We start from the raw sequence: 20,547 nt of genomic DNA, 5'->3' as shown, positions 1-20,547 counted from the left end.
TTTAGATGACGATCAAAATATAAGAGTCAAGATGGTTCGAAGGAGAAGACGATGAAGGTGAGCCGCCAGGAAGCCGAGGAGAACCGTGCCCGCGTGGTGTTGAAAGCGGGCGAACTGTTTCGCGAATACGGCTTCGACGGCATCGGCATTGCCGACCTGATGAAGGCGGCGGGCCTGACGCACGGGGGATTTTACGGCCAGTTCAGATCCAAGGTGGATCTGGCGGCCGAGGCTTCGCGCCAGGCGCTGGCGCTCAACGTCACTCTGTGGCGGGAGACTATAAGCCGCACCCGCGACAAGGCCCTCAAGGCCATCACCGAAATGTACCTGTCCCGACAGAACCTGCTGGTCAGGGCAAAGGGCTGTACCTTCGCCTCGCTCTGCGCCGATGCTTCCCGCCAAGGCGAAGCCGTGCAATCCGTATTCGCCGAAGGCATCGAAAACCACCTGCAGCTGCTGCAGGAGATCGTCGACGGCGATGGCGACGAGGACCGGCGCCGCAAGTCGATCGTCATCCTGTCCCAGATGGTCGGAGGGCTGACGCTCGCCCGCGCGGTCGGCGATGCGCCGCTCGCGGAGGAGATCCTCGCCGCCCTTCGCGACAAGCTGAAGACCCGGCACTAAGCCTTTATGGCGCAAAGGAAATGCGCCCGCCGCCCCTGCGCATCCAAGAATTTGTTCCCGAATGCCCCGCAAAGGAATTTCCTGCCTGTGCGACCGGCCATTTCGCTGGCAATATGCTGAAAAATCGCTGGATGCAGGAGAGAGCAATGACGATCGCCAACCTATCCCGACGGACCCTCTTGCAGGCGGGCGGCACACTGCTCGCCTCGACCGCGCTTCCGACCGTAACGCTTGCCCAGGCCGGTAGCCGGCTGATCGTAGCGGCCGATTCCGAGCCTAAAAACCTCAATCCCGCGATCGTCGCCTCGAACGGTGTCTTCTTCATCGCGAGCAAGGTGGTCGAGCCGCTCGCCGAGGCCTCCTTCGACGGCAAGGACGGCCTCGCACCGCGCCTCGCCACCTCCTGGGAAGGCTCGGCAGACGGCAAATCGGTCACCTTCAAGCTGCGCGAAGGCGTGAAATGGCATGATGGCAAGCCTTTCACCTCGGCCGACGTCGCTTATTCGGCGCTCGCCATCTGGAAACCGCTGCAGAACCTCGGCCGCCTGGTCTTCGCCAATCTCGAAGCCGTCGAGACGCCGGACGCGACGACCGCGGTCTTCAAGTTCTCAAAGCCGACACCGCTGCAGCTCATCCGCAACGCCCTGCCGGTGGTCAGCAGCGTCGTGCCGAAACACCTTTACGAAGGCACCGACATCGCCACCAACCCGGCCAATGTGAAGCTGGTCGGCACCGGGCCGTTCAAGCTGACCGAATACAAGCCGGGCGAATATTATCGCCTGACCAAGAATGCGGACTACTGGGGCAAGGGCGAGCCGAAGCTCGACGAGGTCATCTTCCGCGTCCTGCCGGACCGCGCCGGCGCTGGCGCTGCGCTGGAAGCGGAGGAAATCCAGCTTGCAGCCTTTTCGGCCGTGCCGCTCACCGATCTCGCCCGCATTTCCAAGGTGCCGGGCATCAAGGTCATCTCCAAGGGCTACGAGGCGCTGACCTACCAGCTCGTTGTCGAGATCAACCACCGCCGCAAGGAGCTCGCCGACGTCAAGGTGCGCCAGGCAATCGCCCACGCGATCGACAGGAAGTTCGTTGTCGACACGATCTTCTTGGGTTACGCCGCTGCCTCGACCGGCCTCGTGCCGAAGAATGCGCCGGAATTCTATGATGCCAGCGTCCCGACCTACGCTTTCGACACTGCCAAGGCGAATGCGCTGCTCGACGAGGCCGGCTACAAGAAGGGCGCCAATGGCACCCGCTTCTCGCTGAAACTGCGCCCGGCGCCCTATTTCAACGAGACCAAGCAGTTCGGCGACTATCTCCGCCAGGCGCTTGCGGCAGTCGGCATCGATGCACAGCTCATCAACGCGGATTCGGCGGCCCACCAGAAGGCGGTCTACACGGATCACGATTTCGATCTCGCGATCGGCCCGCCGGTCTTCCGCGGCGACCCGGCAATCTCGACGACCATCCTCGTCCGGTCCGGCATTCCGGCCGGCGTGCCCTTCTCCAACCAGGGGGGCTACGAGAACAAGGAGCTCGACGGCATCATCGCCAAGGCTGCTGAAACGGTCGATACCGCGGCCCGCACGGAACTCTACAAGCAGTTCCAGAAGATCGTCGCTACCGATCTACCGCTGATCAACGTCGCCGAATGGGGCTTTATCACAGTGGCGCGTGACACGGTGCAAAACGTCTCCAACAATCCGCGCTGGGCCGTGTCCAACTGGTCGGATACCGCGCTGAAATCGTGATAGGCTCTCCGCACTATCCGATTCAGAGGCGCTTTTCGGCGTGAACCGAGCCATTCGATTGATCCGACGTCGCGCGATCAGCAGCATTCCGGTGCTGCTGATCGTTGTCGTCCTGACCTTCCTCCTGCTCGAATCGGCCTCCGGCGATGCGGTGGACGCCTATCTCCTGTCGATCGGCGGCGGCGACGCGACCGTCGCCCAGTCGCTGCGCCAGGCCTACGGCCTCGACCAGTCGATGCTCGCCCGGCTCTGGCTCTATTTCTCCTCGCTGGCGACATTCGATCTCGGCTGGTCGGTCGCCTTCGGCAGGCCCGTCCTCGACCTCATCCTGGAGCGCCTGCCCAACACGCTTCTGTTGATGGGCAGCGCCACGGCGCTCTCCTTTGGGCTCGGTTCGGCGCTCGGCATCGTTGCCGGTGCAAGGCCTGAAAGTTTAAGGGACAGAGTACTTTCGACGGCCTCTCTCATCCTCTACGCGATCCCCAGCTTCTGGCTTGGGCTGGTGCTCAGCATCGTGTTTGCCGTGCAGCTCCGCTGGCTACCGACATCAGGCATCGAGACCATCGCCTCGGGCAAAGCGGGCTTCGCCCGAGCTTTGGATATCGCCAAGCATCTTGTTCTGCCGGTCAGCGCGCTGGCGCTGATCTACATGGCGCTGTTCCTGCGGGTGATGCGCTCCGGCATGGCCGAAGCCTGGACACTGGATTTCGTGCTCTTTGCCCGCTCGAAAGGCCTGTCCCGCAGCCGCATCGTGCTGCGCCATGTGGCCCGCAACGCGCTTCTGCCGCTCGTCACCATGCTCGGCCTGCAATCGGCGGCCATGCTCGGCGGCAGCGTCGTCATCGAGAGCATCTTTGCCATTCCCGGTTTCGGCCGGCTGGCGCAGGAGGCCGTCAGCGGCCGCGATGCGCCGCTGCTGATGGGCATCATCGTCGTCAGCGCCGTGCTGGTGATCTGCGTCAACCTCATTATCGACATCGTCTATGCCGCGCTCGACCCGCGTGTCGGCGCCTCGGAGCCCAATACATGAGAGGGCGCGTATGAGGCTGCTTCGAGATCTGGTCCGCACGCCGGAAGGCGCGATCGGCTTCGGCATCCTTGCGGCTCTGGTGCTGATCGCACTCCTCGCCCCCGCTCTTTCCCCGGGCGATCCGCTGCGCATCGCCGGCCGGGCGTTGCTGCCGCCGTTCATCGATCCCGCCTTCCCGCTCGGCACCGACCGGCTTGGCCGCGATGTGCTGGCCGGTATAATCCACGGAACCCGTACCTCGCTGGCGGTCGGTCTTGCGGCAGCGTTGGCGGCGATAGCCATCGGCCTCTGCCTCGGGCTGACGGCCGGTTTTGCCGGCGGGCTAATCGACGAGGGGCTGATGCGCGTCGTCGATGCCTTCCAGATCGTCCCGAGCTTCCTGCTGGCGCTGGCCTTCGTCAGCGTCATCGGCGCCTCGGTGCCGGTCGTGGTGATGGCGATTGCACTCGGCGCCTGGGCGGATCCGGCGCGGCTGACGCGGGCGCAGGTGCTTTCGATCCGCGAACGGGACTATGTCGCTTCCGCCCGGGTGATCGGCATGCATCCGGCCGAAATCGCCTTCCGGGAAATCCTCCCCAACGCCCTGCCGCCGGTTCTGGCGCTGTCGGCGATCATCGTCGCGGCGGCGATCCTCACCGAAGCCGCGCTTTCTTTTCTCGGGCTCGGCGATCCGAACGTCGTCACTTGGGGCTCGATGATCGCCGAGGGCCGCAACATCCTGCGTTCCTCGCCATCGCTTTCGATCTTTCCGGGCGTCGCGCTGGTGGTCACGGTCGTCGGCGTCTACCTGTTCAGCGAGGGCCTGACCAAGGCGCTCGCGGGACGGAGGCTGGAGCCATGAGTACGCTTTGCGAAATCCGAAACCTGTCGGTCACCTATCGTGGCCAGACGATGCCGGCGCTGAACCAGATAGACCTCGATATCGCCGCCGGTGAGCGGCTGGCGATCATCGGCGAAAGCGGGTCGGGCAAAAGCACGCTGGCCCGCGCCGTGGCAGGGCTCTTGCCGCTGGGTGCAAAGGTGGCAGGCGAGATGCGATGGTCTTCAGGCCATCCGCCACTGCCCGGCCGCGATCTCGGTTTCGTTTTCCAGGACCCCTCCTCCAGCCTCAACCCGGTGCTTGATATCGGCGAACAGGTGGCTGAAGGCGCTCGCCGGCATCTCGGGCTGTCTTGGAGAGAGGCTTATGCCCACGCACTAAAAATGCTGGAGCGAGTCCGCATTCCGGAGCCGGACAAGGCGATGAAGGCCTTTCCGCACCAGCTTTCCGGCGGACAACGGCAGCGCGTCGCGATCGCCGCAGCCCTTGCCACCAGGCCCGGCATCCTGATCGCCGACGAGGCGACCAGCGCGCTCGACATGGCCGTGCAGGCGGAGATCGTCTCGCTGCTCGATGAACTCGTCCGTGAGGCGGGCATGACACTGATCTTCATCACCCACGACATCGCGCTGGCCTCGGGCTTTGCCGACCGCGTGGCGATTTTCAAGGATGGCAGGCTGGTTGAAATCGGGCCGACGGGACATGTCCTCTCGTCACCCAGAGAGACATACACGAGGATGCTGATCGCCAGTCACCGCGACCTTACGACAACGCCGCTCATCCGGGAGGCCGCGTCGTGACCCTGCTGACGATCGAAAACCTCTCGAAGCGTTTCTCCTCCGGTGGTCGCGAGGTAGCAGCGGTCAGCGATGTTTCGCTGACGCTTGAACCCGGCGAGACGCTCGGCCTCGTCGGCGCCTCGGGCAGCGGGAAAACCACCCTCGCCCGCATTCTTATGCGACTATTGCCAGCCGATGCTGGCGCGATCCGGTTCGAGGGCGAGGACTGGCTGACACTCTCCGGCGCCGAACTGCGCCATCGCCGCGCCAGGATGCAGATGGTGTTTCAGGACGTGCTCGGCGCCTTCAATCCGCGTGCCACCGTTGCCTCGGTGCTCGACGATCCGCTGCGCATCCATAATATCGTGCCGAAAGCCGAGCGCCCGCGGGAAATCGCAGCGCTTCTCGATCGCGTCGGCCTGCTGGCAAGCTATGCGGAGCGATCGATCCGCGATGTTTCCGGCGGTCAGCGGCAGCGCATCGCCATTGCCCGCGCGATCGCCACGAAACCGTCGCTGATCGTGCTCGACGAGGCGGTGTCGGCGCTGGATGTCTCGATCCGCGGCAAGATCCTTGAGCTGCTGGTCGAGCTACAAGAAGAGCGCAGCATTAGCTATCTTTTCGTCTCGCACGATCTCGCCGTCCTGCGCGCCGTCTCGCACCGGATCGCCGTCATGGAAACCGGGCGGCTCACCGAGACCGGGCCGACGCGGCAGGTGATCGAAAACCCGCAATCGCCTGCGGCCAGGGCCCTGATCGGCGCCGTACCGCGCCTCGTGACAGAACCAACGGAAGGACCATCCCATGACGTTTGACCGCTGGAACCCGCTGAACGACGCACCGTCCTTCCCCGCCGCGCGTTACGCCACGATCGCCGATCGGATCGCCAAAATCCTGAAGACCCGCAACGACGTGCTGCTGATCCAGGCGGAGGCCGTCGTCGCGCTGGAGGCGGCGGCGCTCAGCCTCGCCCGCCCCGGCCTGAAGGCGATCAACATCGTCACCAGCATGTATGGCGGATGGTTCGGCACCTGGCTCAGGCGCGGCGGCACCGAGGTTGTCGATCTCGCGGCCGAACCCGCCCGCCCGATCACGCTGGAAGCGGTCGAGGCGACGCTGAACGCGCATCCTGACATCAAGGTCCTGGCCCTCGTCCATGCGGAATCGGCCAGCGGCATCCGCAACCCGCTGGAGGAGATCATAGCGCTCGCCCGCTCACGCGGCATCGTCACGGTGGTGGATGCAGTCGCCTCGATCGGCGGTCACGCGCTTAGCATCGACGCGCTCGGCATCGACATCGCCGTCATCGGACCACAGAAGGCGCTGGCGGGACCGGCAGGACTTTCGGCACTCTCGGTCAGCCCTGGCGCGTGGAAACTGATTTCTGAACAAGGGGCGCCAAGGGATTCGATTCTCTCGCTTCTCGACCAGAAAGCCTGGCTCGACACCGGCCGCGGCGCGCTATCCGGCACCACCGCGCCGCTGGAATTTTTCGCGCTCGAAGCTGCCCTCGAACGCGTCGAGGCGGAAGGTATCGACGCGATCGTCGCCCGGCATGTGCGTGCCGCCCGCGCGACCCGTGCCGCGCTCGCCGCCATGGGCGGAGAACTCTGGGTGGACGCCCTGCACGGCTCGAACCTGGTGACGACGGCCAGGCTTCCGGCCGCAGCCGATCCAACCGCCGTGCTCTCGGTCGCTCCGCGCGGCATCGAGCTTTCGGCCGGTGTCGGCCCCGGCGCGGAGCGGCTGATACGGCTCAACCATACCGGCCAGCGTGCCCGTTTCGATATCGTTCTCGGCAACCTGACGGCCTATGGCATGGCGCTTCGACGGCGGGGGTTCAAGGCGGACATATCCGCCGCCGTCGATGCGATTGCGCTGCACTACGGCGACTGATCAGAGGCCTTTTTCGATCAGCCAGTCGTGGGTGATCATCTCGTCTTCGCTGCCGATGCCATGATTGGCGTCGAGCGTTCTGGCCGTGAGTTCCGCTCCTGCAGCGCGAAGCCGCTCTTCGAGTTCCTGGGCCATGGACCCATAAAAATCGTCGGTCGCGCTGAGCGATAGGACGTGGGTGCCGGAAAGATCGACGGCTGGCCGATCCTCCAAACAGTTCATCGACCGCAGCAGCACCGCCTTGCGGATCAGTCCCGGATGAAGCTGCATCACCGCGCCGATCATGTTGCCGCCGTTGGACCAGCCGGCAAACGCCGTCCGCGCCGGATCGACACCATAGGCCGGACCGAGTTCCTCCACGAAGGCGACGAAGGCCTCCGCTTCCGAGGCGATCTCCTTCTGATCGAACGTCATCTGCGTGAAGCGGCGGAAGTATCGCGGATGCCCCTCGTCGGTCGAACGCCCGCGCAGCCCGATCAGCATGGCGTTCGGAGCGGCCTTGCGTCCGAAGGGCAGCATGGTCGTTTCATTGCCGCCGGTACCGTGCAGCAGCACCAGCGTAGAACCATCCCATCTCTCCGGCATATGGATGCGGTGCACGAAAGGCAGGTCGCGATAGGTGATGCGCTCCTCTCCCGGCAGGCCGAACTGCGGCAGCATGACCCGCAGGACGTCATGGTCTTCCTTGAAATGCGCCGGGATGAACAGTTCTGACCCGAGCATCTCCAGCGGCTCGTCGGCCGTGAAACCCGGCCCGTCCGTCGCAAGTTCGATCAGCGTGCCGGACGGCTCGCGGACATAAAGCGAATAGAAATAATGCCGGTCATGCATGTTCATCTCGCCGGCCTCCTCCGCCAGCAATCCTTCATGCACCGCCTCGACCTGGCGCCGATCCACGGCGCGGAAAGCGACATGGTCGATCGTGCCGGTGCCGGGCGCTGCCGTCCAGAAACCGCCCGCGTCGCGGACATCGACGATATCCTGCGCATCCGACACCAGCCGCTGGATATTGCCGTCCTTCGGCCCGAGCCGAAGCCCCATATGCCGCGTCAGAAACGCAGCGGTCTGCTCCGGCTTTTCGGAAAGGATCGTCGCGCCGTGGAGTTTTCGGATGGCATCCGCCTCGGCTATGCCGCCGCCGCTCCACCAGACCCAGGGCGTTGTGTCCTCGATGCCGACCAGCTTGACGATGATCCCGTCAGGATCGGTCAGCCGCAGCACCGTTTCGCCGAATTCCTGGGCCGGGCCGGAAAGCTTGACGTGGAATTGCAGCGCCCGCGTCAGCCAGAAACCGATTGCCTCGGGCGCAATCGCAAAGCTGATCTCGCTCGGCGTCCCATGCCCCACACGCCCGAGCGAACCATCCTCCCAGGCAAGAAAGGTCACCAGGGAGCCGGGTGTCGCAGCACCGTCCCCGTAGAACAGATGAAGCTGGCGGGCATCCTCGAAACCGGCAGTCCGCTTGACGAGCCGCAGGCCGAGAAAACCGGCGTAGAAGTCGACATTCGCCTGGATCTTGCGGGTGATGGCGGTGATGTGATGCAGGCCGCTGGTCATGCGATAGCCGAACCTTTTCTTGTGAGTTATGGCGCGACGATATCAGCCCGGAACTGACCTAGCGATATGCGCGGCGACAAAAAGAAGCCGTGGCCGAACGCCTGGATGCGCATTTTCGCTCCCGCATCCGCGTTGCTGAGGCACAGGAATACCGAGAGGCTACATGCAAAAAATTCAGGCGCCACACAGCTCAAAAAATCACCAAAGGCGATTCGGTTTTCGGCCCGAATCGGTTGACTGATCAGCCCCATTATGCAGGTTAGATCACGGTCCGAATCTTCATCTCATAATGGCCGTCTTCCCGGATAATTTTATCCGACTCTGTGATTCATTTTTGGAATAAAACCGTGAGCAGCGATGCAACAGTTCGCGTCGCGAAGCCGTCGGCTTCGTTGGCGCTGGTAAATGCGGCAGGTTGGGGCAAGGGCTTCTCGATACTGACCCGCATTACCGTCATGGCCTTCCGTCATCCGTGGCAATCCAGCTTCGCGATCGGCGCGACCCTGATCGCCTCCGCCTTCCAGCTGATGATCCCGCGGCTGCTTGGGCAAGCGGTGGACCACACGCAGGTGGCGCTGACCGGCGGCGATGCCGGCCAGGCGGCCCAGGACGCGCTGTTGACCACCGCCCTGCTGCTGCTCGGCGCCAGCGTGTTGCGCGGTGTTTTCACCCTGTTCCAGAACTACTATAGCGAAGCGGTCGGCCATCATATGGGCTATCGCCTGAGGCTCGCCTGTTACGAGAAGATCCAGCGGCTTTCCTTCAGCTTCCATGACAGCATGCATTCGGGCGACCTGATCACCGTCGGGCTTCTCGATCTCGAAGGCGTGCGCATGTATTTCTCGACGGCGCTGGTGCGCATGGTTCTTTTGACCGTGCTGATCGGCTTCGGCGCCTATCTTCTATTGTCCACCGACGTGGTGCTCGGCCTGCTGGCCTTGAGCTTCGTGCCTTTCGTCGGCTGGCGGTCGTCGGTGACCCAACTACGGCTGCGCGCCACCTGGCTCGACCTCCAGGAACGGCTCTCTGTGCTGACCCGCGTCATGGAGGAAAACCTCGGCGGCATCCGCGTCGTGCGCGCCTTCGCCGCCCAGGACCACGAACTCGACAAGTTCGAGACCGCATCGAAAAGCGCGGTATCGCTTGCGCATCAGCGCGTCGGCATCCGGGTCGCCAATACCAGTGCCATGACGCTGTCCTTCTTCGCCGCCATGGGCCTGGTTCTTTGGGTCGGCGGAAACAAGGTGATGGCCGGCCAGATGACGGTCGGCACGCTCACCTCCTTCCTCACCTTCATGACCATCCTGCAGATGCCGGTGCGCCAGCTCGGCCTGATGGTCAACGCCTTTGCCCGCGCCTCCACCTGCGGCGCGCGCCTGTTCGAATTGCTCGACCTCGATATCGCCATCAAGGACGAGAAGGACGCCAGGGAACTGAAGGTCACCGACGGCACGCTGCGGTTCGAGAATGTCGATTTCGCCTATCCGGGCGCCGAGAAACATCAGGTCCTCACCGGCGTTTCCTTCGAGGCGAAGCGCGGCGAGACGATCGGCATCGTCGGCCCGCCCGGCAGCGGCAAATCGACCATGGCGCACCTGATCCCGCGTTTCTACGATGTGACGGGCGGCAGGATCACCATCGACGGCCAGGACATCCGCCGCGCCACGCTGCAATCGCTGCGCCGGTCGGTTGCCGTGGTCCAGCAGGACAGTTTCCTGTTCACGACGACGATCGAAAACAACATCGCCTATGGCGACCCCTGGGCGAAGGAAGGCCGCATCGAGCGTGCCAGCGAAAGCGCCCAGCTCCACAACTACGTGCTCGGCCTGCCGACCGGTTACGGCACGGTCGTCGGCGAACGCGGCGTATCGCTCTCCGGCGGCCAGCGCCAGCGCCTGTCGATCGCCCGGGCGCTGATGCTGCGCCCGACGGTGATGGTGTTCGACGACTCGACGGCGGCGATCGACGCCGGTACCGAGCAGCGCATCCGTAGCGCCATGCGCAAATATGCAGCCGACCGGGTGACGATCATCGTCGCCCATCGCCTGAGCTCGCTGATGCATGCCGACCGAATCCTGTTCATGGAAGAAGGCCGCATCGTCGAAAGCGGAACACATGACGAGCTGCTGGCGCTCGGCGGCCGCTACAAGGCGCTTTACGATCTGCAGGTACGTCCGGGCGACGACGCGCTCAGCGCCTGAGGGAGGATTTATGGCCGAGGAACTGGAAACCGAACGCTCCGACGTTCGCGAAGACGGCAGGCGCCCGCCCCGCGCGGTGGTCGGCTCGCACCGCATCGAAGAGGAAATCTTCGGCAAGGTCTTCGACAGCAATATCGTCAAGCGCATCTGGGCCTTCGTACGGCCCTACCGCACCAAGATCTACTGGGCCGTGCTGGCGGTGCTCTGTTTCACCGCGATGCAGCTCCTCATTCCGCTGATCATCCGTTACGCGATCGACCATGGCATGCAGGCGGGCGCAGACAGCCAATCGGTGCTGATCTGGGCGATGGTCGCCTTCCTGGTGGCGATCATTATCAATTTCGGCGCAAGTTATGCCCAGGAAACGCTGGTCGGCGGCGTCGCCGAAGACGTGCTCTTCGATATCCGCAAGGCGATGTTCACGCATCTGCAGCGCGTCTCGCTCTCCTGGATGGACAAGACGGAAGTCGGCCGGCTGATGTCGCGCCTGCAGGGCGATGTCAATTCCATGCAGGAATTCCTGGAAACCTCGGTTCTTTCGGTCGGCGACATCACGCTGCTGTTCGGCATCGTCTTCGTCATGCTGACGCTCGATTTCAAGCTCGGCCTGCTGACCCTCTGTGCCTTGCCCGTGCTCTTCGTCGTGCGCCTGTTCTGGCTGCCGCGCGCGCGAAAATCCTTCATGGCCGCGCATGAGACCAACTCGATCGCCAACGGTGCGCTGGCCGAAGCGATCCACGGCGTGCGCGCCGTCCAGAGCATGGACCGCCAGAGCGTCAACTTCGTGCTCTATGACGACAAGGCCCGCGCCAACCTCAACACTCACCTGAATGCGGCGAAATACGCCCAGGTCATGGTGCCGATCGTCGACTCTCTGACCGGCCTGGCGATGGCGCTCGTCGTCGTGGTCGGCGGCGCCCGCGTGCTCAACCAGGCGCTCGATGTCGGCGTCATGGTCGCCTTCCTCTTCTACATCCAGCGCTTCTTCGACCCGATCCGCTCACTGACGCTGCAATATTCGGTGATGCAGCGTGCCATGGCCTCCGGCCAGCGCTTGACCGAAGTGCTGGACGTGCCGGTCGACATCCAGGATGCGCCAAATGCCAAGGTCCTGTCGGCTGACATGGACGGCTCGGTCGAGTTCAAGGATGTGGTCTTCGGCTACAATCCCAAGCACCCGGTCTTGAAACATGTGAGCTTCAAGGTGAACCCGGGCGAGACGGTCGCGCTGGTCGGCCCGACGGGCTCGGGCAAGTCGAGCTGCATGTCGCTGATCCACCGTTTCTACGACGTGCAGCAGGGCCAGGTCCTGGTCGGCGGTCACGACGTGCGGGACCTGACGCAGGAATCGCTCGGCCGGCAGATCGCCATGGTGCTGCAGGAGCCGTTCCTGTTCACCGGCACGGTGTTCGAAAACATCCGCTACCACAAGACGGACGCGACCCGCGAACAGGTGATCGAGGCGGCCAAGGCGGTCGGCGCCCACGACTTCATCATGCGCATGCCCGACGGCTACGAGAGCATTCTCGGCCAGCGCGGCGGCAATCTCTCGCTCGGCCAGCGCCAGCTTTTGAGCTTTGCCCGCGCGCTGGTGGCCGACGCCAAAATCCTGGTGCTCGACGAGGCGACCGCCAATATCGACAGCTATACGGAAATGCTGATCCAGAAGGCGCTGGTAAAACTGCTCGAAGGCCGCACCGGCCTCGTCATCGCCCATCGGCTTGCCACCATCCGCGAGGCCGACCGCATCATCGTGCTGCAGAACGGCGAGCTGATCGAAAGCGGCAATCACCGCCAGCTGATGAAGAACGAAAAGCTCTATTCGAAGCTCTATAACCTCAACTACTCGTCCTTCGACGACATTCCGGAAGATGTCATCGAAGAGGCCGTGACCGAGTCTGCCACCTGAAGCCAGTTTCGACCGTTTTCCCCCTTCGCCCGGAAACCGACGGCCGGGAACAGTCCAGCGCATAAAAAAGCCCGGAAGCGTCTGACGCATCCGGGCTTTCAAGTTTCATGGGGCAACGTTTGAAAGGAAAGCAGCGCCTCAGCGCCGCTGGTTGTAGACGTCGACGCAGACGGCGCCGAGGAGAACCAGGCCCTTGATCACCTGCTGATAGTCGATGCCGATGCCGAGGATCGACATGCCGTTGTTCATCACGCCCATCAGGAAGGCGCCGATGACCGCGCCCGTCACCTTGCCGACGCCGCCATAGGCGGACGCGCCGCCGATGAAGCAGGCTGCGATGACGTCCAGCTCGAACCCGGTGCCGGCCTTCGGCGTGGCGCTGTTGAGGCGCGCCGCGACGACGAGACCGCCGAGCGCCGCAAGCACGCCCATGTTGACGAAGGTGAAGAACACCAGCCGCGTCGTCTTGATGCCGGAAAGCTCGGCAGCTCGGGCATTGCCGCCGACCGCATAGATCTGCCGGCCGATCACCGTGCGGGTGGTGAGGAAACTATAGGCGGCGATCAGGATCGCCATGATGATCAGCACGTTCGGCATGCCGCGATGCGAGGAGATCAGGAAGGCGATGTAACCGACACCGGCGAGGATCAGCAGGTTCTTGGCGACGAAGAAGCCGAACGGCTCCGACTCGACGCCATGCGAAATACGCCGCTTACGGCTTGCGAAATTCTGCACGATCAGGATTACCGCAAGCACCAGCCCGAGCAGGAACGAGGTGATGTAGAGGCCGCCGGCCGACGAGATCAGCTCGACGACATAACCGGACGAAAGCTTCTGGAAGATCGGCGGGAAAGGCCCGATCGCCTGGCTGCCGAGGATGGCGATCATCAGGCCGCGGAAGACCAGCATGCCCGCCAGCGTCACGATGAAGGACGGTATCTTGAAATAGGCGACGAAATAGCCCTGGATCGCGCCGATCAGGCCGCCGACCGCAAGGCTGATAACGATGACGACGGCGAAATTGATACCCCACTGAACCATCAATAGCCCGGCAAAACCGCCGATGAAGCCCGCGACCGAGCCGACCGACAGGTCGATATGGCCGGTGACGATCACCATCAGCATGCCGAGCGCCATGATGACGATATAGGAATTCTGCAGCACGATATTGGTGACGTTGAGCGGCTTCAGGAGAACCCCGTCCGTGGCGATCTGAAAGAACACCACGATGACGACGAGCGAGATCAGCATGCCGAAGTCGCGGAGATTATCCTTCAGAAAACCGGTGGCGCTCTGCGGCGCCGTAATTGTTTCCTGGGGGGTGCTCATACTTCTCTCCCTTTGCGCCGCATGATGGCGCGCATGATATTTTCCTGCGTGGCTTCCTCGCCGGACACTTCGCCGACAAAAGCACCTTCGTGCATGACCACGATACGGTCGCAGATGCCGATCAGCTCGGGCATTTCCGACGAGATGACGATCACCGCCTTGCCGGCATCGGCTAGCTCGTTGATGATCGTGTAGATTTCATATTTCGCGCCGACATCGATGCCGCGCGTCGGCTCATCGAGAATGAGCACGTCGGGACCGGTAAACAGCCATTTCGACAATACCACCTTCTGCTGGTTGCCGCCCGAAAGCTTGCCGGTTTCCTGGTAGACGTTGTGGCTGCGGATGCGCATCCGCCCACGGAATTCCTGCGCCACCTTCATCTCGGCAATGTCGTCGATGACGCCGCGCGAGGAAACGCCGCCGAGATGGGCGAGCGAGACATTCTTGCGGATGTCCTCCGAGAGAACCAGTCCGAGCTGTTTGCGGTCCTCGGTAACATAGGCAAGGCCTGCCTTGATGGCCTTGTGGACATCGGTAAGGTGGACTTCCTTGCCGTGCAGTTTCACCGTGCCGGTGATGTCGCGGCCCCAGGAGCGGCCGAAAACGCTCATGGCAAATTCGGTGCGGCCCGAGCCCATCAGGCCGGATATGCCGACGATCTCGCCGGCACGCGCCTTCAGCGAAACGTTCTTGACCACCTGTCGGCCGGAATGCAGCGGATGGTAGGCCGACCAGTTCTCGACCTCGAAAATCACCTCGCCGATCTTCGGCTCGCGCTTCGGATAGCGGCTTTCGAGATCGCGGTCGACCATGCGCCGCACGATCTCGTCCTCATCGACCGGACCGGCGTGACAATCGAGCGTGCCGACGGTGCGGCCGTCGCGCAGCACCGTAATCCGGTCGGCGATCTCGGAAATCTCGTTGAGCTTGTGGGAGATCATGATCGAGGTGATCCCGTGCGAGCGGAACTCCTTGAGCAGGTCGAGAAGGGCAGCGCTGTCCGTCTCGTTGAGCGAGGCGGTCGGTTCGTCGAGGATCAGCAGGCGCACGTCCTTCGACAGTGCCTTGGCGATTTCGACCAGCTGCTGCTTGCCGACGCCGATATTGGTGATCAGCGTGTCCGGACGCTCGGAGAGACCGACCTTGGCAAGCAGGGCCTTGGTTCGCTCATGCCGCTCGCTGCGGTCGATGACGCCGTAGCGGGACGGCGGATTGTTGAGAAAAATGTTCTCCGCGATCGACATCAGCGGAATGAGCGCCAGTTCCTGATGGATGATGATGACGCCGAGCTTTTCGGAATCGTTGATATCGCGAAAATGGCGTTCCTCGCCTGCGAACAGGATCGAGCCTTCGTAGGAACCGTGGGGATAGACGCCAGAGAGAACCTTCATCAGCGTCGACTTGCCGGCGCCGTTTTCGCCGACGAGCGCGTGGATCTCGCCTTCCTTGACGGTGAAGCTGACATCGGAAAGCGCCTTTACGGCGCCAAAGCTCTTCGAAATGCCGCGCATCTCCAGAATGGGCGGCTTGTCGGCAAGCGAAACGGGATCGAGCATGATCACTCCGAAACTAAAGAGGTCCGCGCGGCAGCATATCATCTGCCGCGCGGGTCAAAAAGCTTACTTAACCTGCGATTCCTTGTAGTAACCGCCGTCGATCAGGACCTGTTTCCAGTTGGACTTGTCGACCACGACCGGCTTCAGGAGGTATGACGGAACGACCTTCTTGCCGTTGTCGTAGGTCTTGGTGTCGTTGACCACAGGTTCCTTGCCGCTCATCGCCGCATCGACCATGTCGACCGTGACCTTTGCGAGGTCGCGGGTGTCCTTGAAGATCGTCGAATACTGCTCGCCGGCAATAATCGACTTGACGGAGGGAACTTCCGCATCCTGACCAGTGACGATCGGCATCGGCATATTGCCGCTGCCGTAGCCGACGCCCTTTACCGACGAGAGAATGCCGATCGAAAGGCCGTCATAGGGGGACAGCACGCCGTTGAGCTTCTTGTCGGAATAGGTGGAGGAGAGGATCGCATCCATGCGGGCCTGGGCGGTTGCCGGATCCCAGCGCAGCGTCGCGACCTTGTCCATGCCGACCTGGCCGCTACCGACCTTCAGGACGCCCTTGTCGATCAGCGGCTGCAGCACGCTCATCGCACCGTTGTAGAAGAAGAAGGCGTTATTGTCGTCCGGAGAGCCGCCGAAGAGTTCGATGTTGAACGGGCCCTTTTCGGTGTCGGCCTTGAGGCCCTTCACCAGCGACGTCGCCTGCTGAACGCCGACCTGGAAGTTGTCGAAGGTGGCGTAGTAGCTGACATTCGGGGTATCGCGGATCAGGCGGTCATAAGCGATGACCTTGATCTTCTGGTCGGCGGCCTGCTGCAGCACGTCGGAAAGCGTCGTGCCGTCGATCGAGGCGATGACGAGAACCTTGGCGCCCTTGGTGATCATGTTCTCGATCTGGGCGAGCTGGTTCGGAATGTCGTCTTCGGCGTACTGAAGATCGGTCTTGTAGCCGCGTTCCTTCAGGACCTTGACCATGTTGTCGCCGTCGGCGATCCAGCGCGCCGAAGACTTCGTCGGCATGGCGACGCCGACGAGGCCCTTGTCCTGGGCGCCGGCAGGAGCCGCAATGACCAGACCAGCCAGCATGGCTGCGGTCGCGAGATATTGGAACATTCGCATGGATTACTCCTCCTTTGGAGCGGCTCCCTTCGAGCCGCCAAATCTTGTCTAAGGGCGGCCTCCCGCCGCCCTGGGGACCGCAAACCGGTCAGTGATTGTCGCGCGGAATGCCGTTGGTCTGAGCAATCCGCTGGTATTTGACGGCCGGCTCCAGCACGGCGCCGGTTTCGAGCTGGCCGACATAGTGGCGCTGGATTTCCTGCCAGGGCGTCTGATGCTTCGGGTACTGGTAGCCGCCCTCTGCCTCAAGAGTCTTGCGGCGCTCCGCCATTTCCTCGTCGGAGATCAGGATATCCGCCGTACCGCGACCGACGTCGATGCGCACGCGATCGCCGGTCCGCAGGATGGCAAGGCCACCGCCAGCGGCCGCTTCCGGCGAGGCATTGAGGATCGACGGGCTGCCGGACGTTCCGGACTGGCGGCCGTCGCCGATGCAGGCAAGCGACGAGATTCCCTGTTTCAGGAGATAGTCCGGGGCGCGCATGTTGACGACCTCGGCGGCACCCGGATAACCGATCGGTCCGGCGCCGCGCATGAACAGGACCGTATGCGCATCGATTTCGAGCGACGGATCGTCGATCCGGTGATGGTAGTCTTCCGGCCCGTCGAACACCACAGCCCTGCCCTCAAAGGCTTCCGGATCGTTCGGGTTGGAGAGATAACGCTGGCGGAATTCCGGCGAGATGACGCTGGTCTTCATGATCGCCGAAGAGAACAGATTGCCACGCAGCACCCGGAAGCCCGCATGGGCCTTCAGGGGTTCGTCATACCGGCGGATGACCTTCTCGTCTTCGATGATCGCGCCGCGACAGTTATCGCCGATCGTCTTGCCGTTGACCGTCATCGCGTCCTCATGGATGAGGCCCTGGGTCATCAACTGGTTGACGACGGCCGGCACGCCGCCGGCATGGTAATAGTCCTCGCCGAGATATTCGCCGGCCGGCTGCAGGTTGACGAGCAGCGGCACTTCCTCGCCGTAAGCCTGCCAGTCATCGACCGTCAGTTCGACGCCGATATGCCGGGCGAGCGCATTCAGATGGATCGGCGCATTGGTCGAGCCGCCGATCGCCGAATTGACGCGGATGGCGTTGATAAAGGCTTCCTTGGTTAGGATATCGGAGGGCTTCAGATCCTCCTTGACCATCTCGACGATGCGAAGGCCGGTCAGATAGGAGACTTCCTGCCGATCGCGATAGGGCGCCGGGATCGCCGCCGAGCCCGGAAGCTGCATGCCGAGCGCTTCGGCAAGCGAATTCATCGTCGTCGCCGTGCCCATCGTGTTGCAATATCCGGTGGACGGTGCCGAGGAGGCGACGAGCTTGACGAAGCCCGCATAGTCGATCTCGCCCTTGGCCAGCAGCTCGCGGGCCTTCCAGACGATGGTGCCGGAGCCGGTGCGCTCGCCGCGGAACCAGCCGTTCAGCATCGGGCCAACGGAGAGCGCGATCGCCGGGATGTTGACGGTCGCCGCCGCCATCAGACAGGCCGGCGTGGTCTTGTCGCAGCCGATCGTCAGCACGACACCGTCGAGCGGATAACCGTAGAGGACTTCCACCAGGCCGAGATAGGCAAGGTTGCGGTCGAGACCGGCAGTCGGCCGCTTGCCGGTTTCCTGGATCGGGTGGACCGGGAATTCGATCGCGATGCCGCCCGCCTCGCGGATGCCCTCACGCAGACGATGCGCCAGTTCCAGATGGTGCCGATTGCACGGCGACAGATCCGAACCCGTCTGTGCGATGCCGATGATCGGCCGGTCGGATTGCAGTTCGGCCTGGCTGAGACCGAAATTCATGTAACGCTCGAGATAGAGCGCCGTCATGTCGACATTCGACGGATTGTCGAACCAGGCGCGGGAACGGAGCTTCCGGACCTCCTGGCGACGGTGGTCGGTTTCGGCAATCTCGTTCGAGGTTACGTTTTCGGAATTGGTCATCATCAGTCCTCAAAGGCATCTGTTTGAATGCGCCGGCCCAGCATGAAGGCGTCGGCGACATGCACCAGCGGCGAGAAATCGGCATCGCTGCGGCCCTCGGCCACCAGCGCCACGAAATCACGATAGAGATTGCGGTATTCCCTGTCTTCCTCGACGATCGCGCTTTGGCCATCGACGAAAAGACGGCTGCCGCCATGGGTCAGGACGACCGGGCCTTCGTCGGTCTCGATGCGGATATCCCAGGTCTGCGGTCCGGTCTGGCGCCAGTCGAATTCGGCCGAGACCGGTATGCCGCCATCCGTTTCGAAAGAGAGACTAGCCGCGATCGGCGCCGCCCGGTTGGCCGGGAAGGTCAAGTCCGAACGGGTGAGGTGAAAGCTTTCCGGCAGGATGCGGGTCACGATCGACAGCGCATTGATGCCGGGATCGAAGACACCGAGACCGCCGGGCTCCCAGATCCAGGCCTGGCCCGGATGCCAGTGACGTACATCTTCCTTCCACTCGACCGTGACGCTGCGGATGGTCCGCTTTGCGAGTAGCGCCCGCGCCGGCTCGACGGCGGCGGCAGCCCGCGAATGCCAGGTCGAGAACAGCGTGACGCCTTTTTCCCTAGCGAGCTTCTCCAGAGCATAGACTTCCGAAAGCGTCGCGCCCGGCGGTTTTTCGAGCATCACATGCTTGCCGGCGTCGAGCGCTGCCTTGGCCTGCTCGAAACGCCCCACGGGCGGCGTGCAGAGAGAGACGGCATCGAACTCGACGTCCGAGGCCAGCAGATCGCTGATCTCGTGGAAACAGGCGATGCGATCAAGCTTGGCGTGGCGGCTGGCGACGGCCACGAGCTCGATGCCATCGGTCGCTTCGATCGCGCCGAGATGCTGATCCCTCGCGATCTTTCCAAGCCCGACGATGGCGACGCGGATGGGAGCCATGACCGCCTCTCAGAGCTTCTTGATCGTCACGGGCGTGTGCGCCGCAACAGTCAGCCGGTTGACGAGCGGCAGCTTGAAGGGTGCGGCCGAAATCTCGAACATGTCACCCGCTTCCGTCTGGATCCCTTCGGAGAACGACAGCGTCGCCGTGCCGAAGAAATGTACATGCAGATCGCCCGGCTGGCGGAAGATATCATATTTGAAATTATGGTGTTCGAGATTGGCGATCGTGTGCGACATGTTCGCCTCGCCGGACAGGAAAGGCTTTTCGAAGATCACCTTGTCACCGCGCAACACGCGCGAAGTGCCTTCTACATGCTCCGGCAGATCGCCGACGAGCAGTTCCGGGCCGAGTGCCGCCTGACGCAGCTTGGAATGGGCGAGCCAGAGATAATTGCCCTTCTCCGTCACGTGGTCGGAAAATTCGTTGGCGAGACAGAAGCCCAGGCGGAAGGGCGTACCATCCGGGCCGATCAGGTAGATCGCCGCAAGTTCCGGCTCCTCGCCGCCATCGAGCGCGAAGGCCGGGGACACGAGATCGCTGCCGGTGGCGCGAAGCTGCGAGCCGTTGCCCTTGTAGAACCATTCCGGCTGCACGCCGACCTCGCCGGGCTTCGGCTTGCCGCCCTCGACGCCCATCAGGAACATGCGCATCGAATCGGTGGGCTTTTCGGCCGCTTGCGCCGCCTTGTGCATCTTGTCGCGGCCATCGGCCGAACCGAGATGGGTCAATCCGGTACCCGCGACGACGAAATGCGCCGGGTCCGGATGGGTGATCGGCAAGCCAAGACGCCCCTCGTCCGCGGCCTTTTCAAGGTCGACGCGATCGCCGAGGCCGGCGGCATCGATCCGCTCTGCCAGGGTCTGGCCGGCGGCAATCGCCTGGCAGGCGAGGTCATAGGTGGACGACACGCCCTTGACCGCACGGGCAGCACCTTCGCCATCCCACGCAACGACAATAGACGCACCAGCGCCATCCACGACCTGAAGAACCCGCAACATCGATTTCGTCACCCAAATGCTTCCAATTCTAACATGACGTCTCCTGTCGCCATGCCACTCCTCCCATCAGAACCATTCGGCCCGATGCAGTCATTAATACGAC

Annotated in this window: 16 protein-coding genes; 9 read left to right on the top strand and 7 right to left on the bottom strand. The window is 63.0% G+C overall.

Features of this window, described 5'->3' with window-relative positions; translation table 11 throughout:
• Positions 1-51: 51 nt before the first annotated feature.
• The 7 genes from PMI07_RS25515 to PMI07_RS25485 all read left to right on the top strand — a co-directional run bounded on the left by PMI07_RS25515 (position 52) and on the right by PMI07_RS25485 (position 6,897).
• Positions 52-624, top strand: coding sequence for a TetR/AcrR family transcriptional regulator (locus PMI07_RS25515; RefSeq protein ID WP_007765221.1), 573 nt, complete (start codon positions 52-54; stop codon positions 622-624).
• Between the two features lie 146 nt (positions 625-770).
• On the top strand, positions 771-2,372 hold the full coding sequence (locus PMI07_RS25510; RefSeq protein WP_007765223.1) for an ABC transporter substrate-binding protein: 1,602 nt from the start codon (positions 771-773) through the stop codon (positions 2,370-2,372).
• 40 nt (positions 2,373-2,412) lie between these two features.
• Positions 2,413-3,402, top strand: coding sequence for an ABC transporter permease (locus PMI07_RS25505; RefSeq protein ID WP_037088365.1), 990 nt, complete (start codon positions 2,413-2,415; stop codon positions 3,400-3,402).
• Positions 3,403-3,412: 10 nt separating this feature from the next.
• On the top strand, positions 3,413-4,243 hold the full coding sequence (locus PMI07_RS25500; RefSeq protein ID WP_007765226.1) for an ABC transporter permease: 831 nt from the start codon (positions 3,413-3,415) through the stop codon (positions 4,241-4,243).
• Complete coding sequence (locus PMI07_RS25495) at positions 4,240-5,022, top strand: ABC transporter ATP-binding protein (RefSeq protein WP_007765228.1); 783 nt, start codon at positions 4,240-4,242, stop codon at positions 5,020-5,022. Before PMI07_RS25500 ends, PMI07_RS25495 begins: the two co-directional genes overlap by 4 nt.
• Complete coding sequence (locus PMI07_RS25490; RefSeq protein ID WP_007765229.1) at positions 5,019-5,816, top strand: ATP-binding cassette domain-containing protein; 798 nt, start codon at positions 5,019-5,021, stop codon at positions 5,814-5,816. The genes PMI07_RS25495 and PMI07_RS25490 overlap by 4 nt, the downstream gene beginning before the upstream one ends.
• Positions 5,806-6,897, top strand: a complete 1,092-nt coding sequence (locus tag PMI07_RS25485; RefSeq protein ID WP_007765234.1) for an aminotransferase class V-fold PLP-dependent enzyme — start codon at positions 5,806-5,808, stop codon at positions 6,895-6,897. The genes PMI07_RS25490 and PMI07_RS25485 overlap by 11 nt, the downstream gene beginning before the upstream one ends.
• On the opposite strand, the gene PMI07_RS25480 is transcribed toward PMI07_RS25485, so the two are convergent.
• Positions 6,898-8,454: a VOC family protein gene (locus PMI07_RS25480; RefSeq protein WP_007765236.1), complete on the bottom strand. Its 1,557-nt coding sequence runs from the start codon at positions 8,452-8,454 to the stop codon at positions 6,898-6,900. It abuts the gene before it with no gap.
• 347 nt (positions 8,455-8,801) lie between these two features.
• On the opposite strand from PMI07_RS25480, the gene PMI07_RS25470 reads away from it, so the two are divergent.
• Positions 8,802-10,655, top strand: a complete 1,854-nt coding sequence (locus PMI07_RS25470) for an ABC transporter ATP-binding protein (RefSeq protein ID WP_007765238.1) — start codon at positions 8,802-8,804, stop codon at positions 10,653-10,655.
• 10 nt (positions 10,656-10,665) lie between these two features.
• Positions 10,666-12,564, top strand: coding sequence for an ABC transporter ATP-binding protein (locus PMI07_RS25465; RefSeq protein ID WP_007765239.1), 1,899 nt, complete (start codon positions 10,666-10,668; stop codon positions 12,562-12,564).
• Between the two features lie 138 nt (positions 12,565-12,702).
• On the opposite strand, the gene mmsB is transcribed toward PMI07_RS25465, so the two are convergent.
• From mmsB to araD1, 6 genes are all read right to left on the bottom strand, one after another.
• Positions 12,703-13,893, bottom strand: a complete 1,191-nt coding sequence (mmsB, locus tag PMI07_RS25460; RefSeq protein ID WP_007765241.1) for a multiple monosaccharide ABC transporter permease — start codon at positions 13,891-13,893, stop codon at positions 12,703-12,705.
• Positions 13,890-15,452, bottom strand: coding sequence for a multiple monosaccharide ABC transporter ATP-binding protein (gene mmsA, locus PMI07_RS25455; protein ID WP_007765243.1), 1,563 nt, complete (start codon positions 15,450-15,452; stop codon positions 13,890-13,892). The genes mmsB and mmsA overlap by 4 nt, the downstream gene beginning before the upstream one ends.
• Before the next feature lie 63 nt (positions 15,453-15,515).
• On the bottom strand, positions 15,516-16,547 hold the full coding sequence (gene chvE, locus PMI07_RS25450) for a multiple monosaccharide ABC transporter substrate-binding protein (protein WP_245277235.1): 1,032 nt from the start codon (positions 16,545-16,547) through the stop codon (positions 15,516-15,518).
• 121 nt (positions 16,548-16,668) lie between these two features.
• Positions 16,669-18,513, bottom strand: coding sequence for an IlvD/Edd family dehydratase (locus PMI07_RS25445; protein WP_007774996.1), 1,845 nt, complete (start codon positions 18,511-18,513; stop codon positions 16,669-16,671).
• Positions 18,514-18,515: 2 nt separating this feature from the next.
• Positions 18,516-19,442, bottom strand: a complete 927-nt coding sequence (locus tag PMI07_RS35115; RefSeq protein ID WP_007774993.1) for a Gfo/Idh/MocA family oxidoreductase — start codon at positions 19,440-19,442, stop codon at positions 18,516-18,518.
• Between the two features lie 9 nt (positions 19,443-19,451).
• Positions 19,452-20,444, bottom strand: coding sequence for an AraD1 family protein (gene araD1, locus PMI07_RS35110; RefSeq protein ID WP_007774991.1), 993 nt, complete (start codon positions 20,442-20,444; stop codon positions 19,452-19,454).
• Between the last annotated feature and the right edge of the window lie 103 nt (positions 20,445-20,547).

It is taken from the genome of Rhizobium sp. CF080, assembly GCF_000282095.2.
Lineage (GTDB): Bacteria > Pseudomonadota > Alphaproteobacteria > Rhizobiales > Rhizobiaceae > Neorhizobium.
The sequence above is the reverse complement of the archived record's forward strand: the minus strand, read 5'-3'. Positions and strand labels throughout refer to the sequence as shown.

Coding starts and splice junctions, on each gene's coding strand:
- PMI07_RS25515 (WP_007765221.1), top strand. CDS start 52: ATGAAGGTGAGCCGCCAGGAAGCCGAGGAGAACCGTGCCCGCGTGGTG.
- PMI07_RS25510 (WP_007765223.1), top strand. CDS start 771: ATGACGATCGCCAACCTATCCCGACGGACCCTCTTGCAGGCGGGCGGC.
- PMI07_RS25500 (WP_007765226.1), top strand. CDS start 3,413: ATGAGGCTGCTTCGAGATCTGGTCCGCACGCCGGAAGGCGCGATCGGC.
- PMI07_RS25495 (WP_007765228.1), top strand. CDS start 4,240: ATGAGTACGCTTTGCGAAATCCGAAACCTGTCGGTCACCTATCGTGGC.
- PMI07_RS25485 (WP_007765234.1), top strand. CDS start 5,806: ATGACGTTTGACCGCTGGAACCCGCTGAACGACGCACCGTCCTTCCCC.
- PMI07_RS25480 (WP_007765236.1), bottom strand. CDS start 8,454: ATGACCAGCGGCCTGCATCACATCACCGCCATCACCCGCAAGATCCAG.
- PMI07_RS25465 (WP_007765239.1), top strand. CDS start 10,666: ATGGCCGAGGAACTGGAAACCGAACGCTCCGACGTTCGCGAAGACGGC.
- mmsB (WP_007765241.1), bottom strand. CDS start 13,893: ATGAGCACCCCCCAGGAAACAATTACGGCGCCGCAGAGCGCCACCGGT.
- mmsA (WP_007765243.1), bottom strand. CDS start 15,452: ATGCTCGATCCCGTTTCGCTTGCCGACAAGCCGCCCATTCTGGAGATG.
- chvE (WP_245277235.1), bottom strand. CDS start 16,547: ATGCTGGCTGGTCTGGTCATTGCGGCTCCTGCCGGCGCCCAGGACAAG.
- PMI07_RS25445 (WP_007774996.1), bottom strand. CDS start 18,513: ATGACCAATTCCGAAAACGTAACCTCGAACGAGATTGCCGAAACCGAC.
- PMI07_RS35115 (WP_007774993.1), bottom strand. CDS start 19,442: ATGGCTCCCATCCGCGTCGCCATCGTCGGGCTTGGAAAGATCGCGAGG.
- araD1 (WP_007774991.1), bottom strand. CDS start 20,444: ATGTTGCGGGTTCTTCAGGTCGTGGATGGCGCTGGTGCGTCTATTGTC.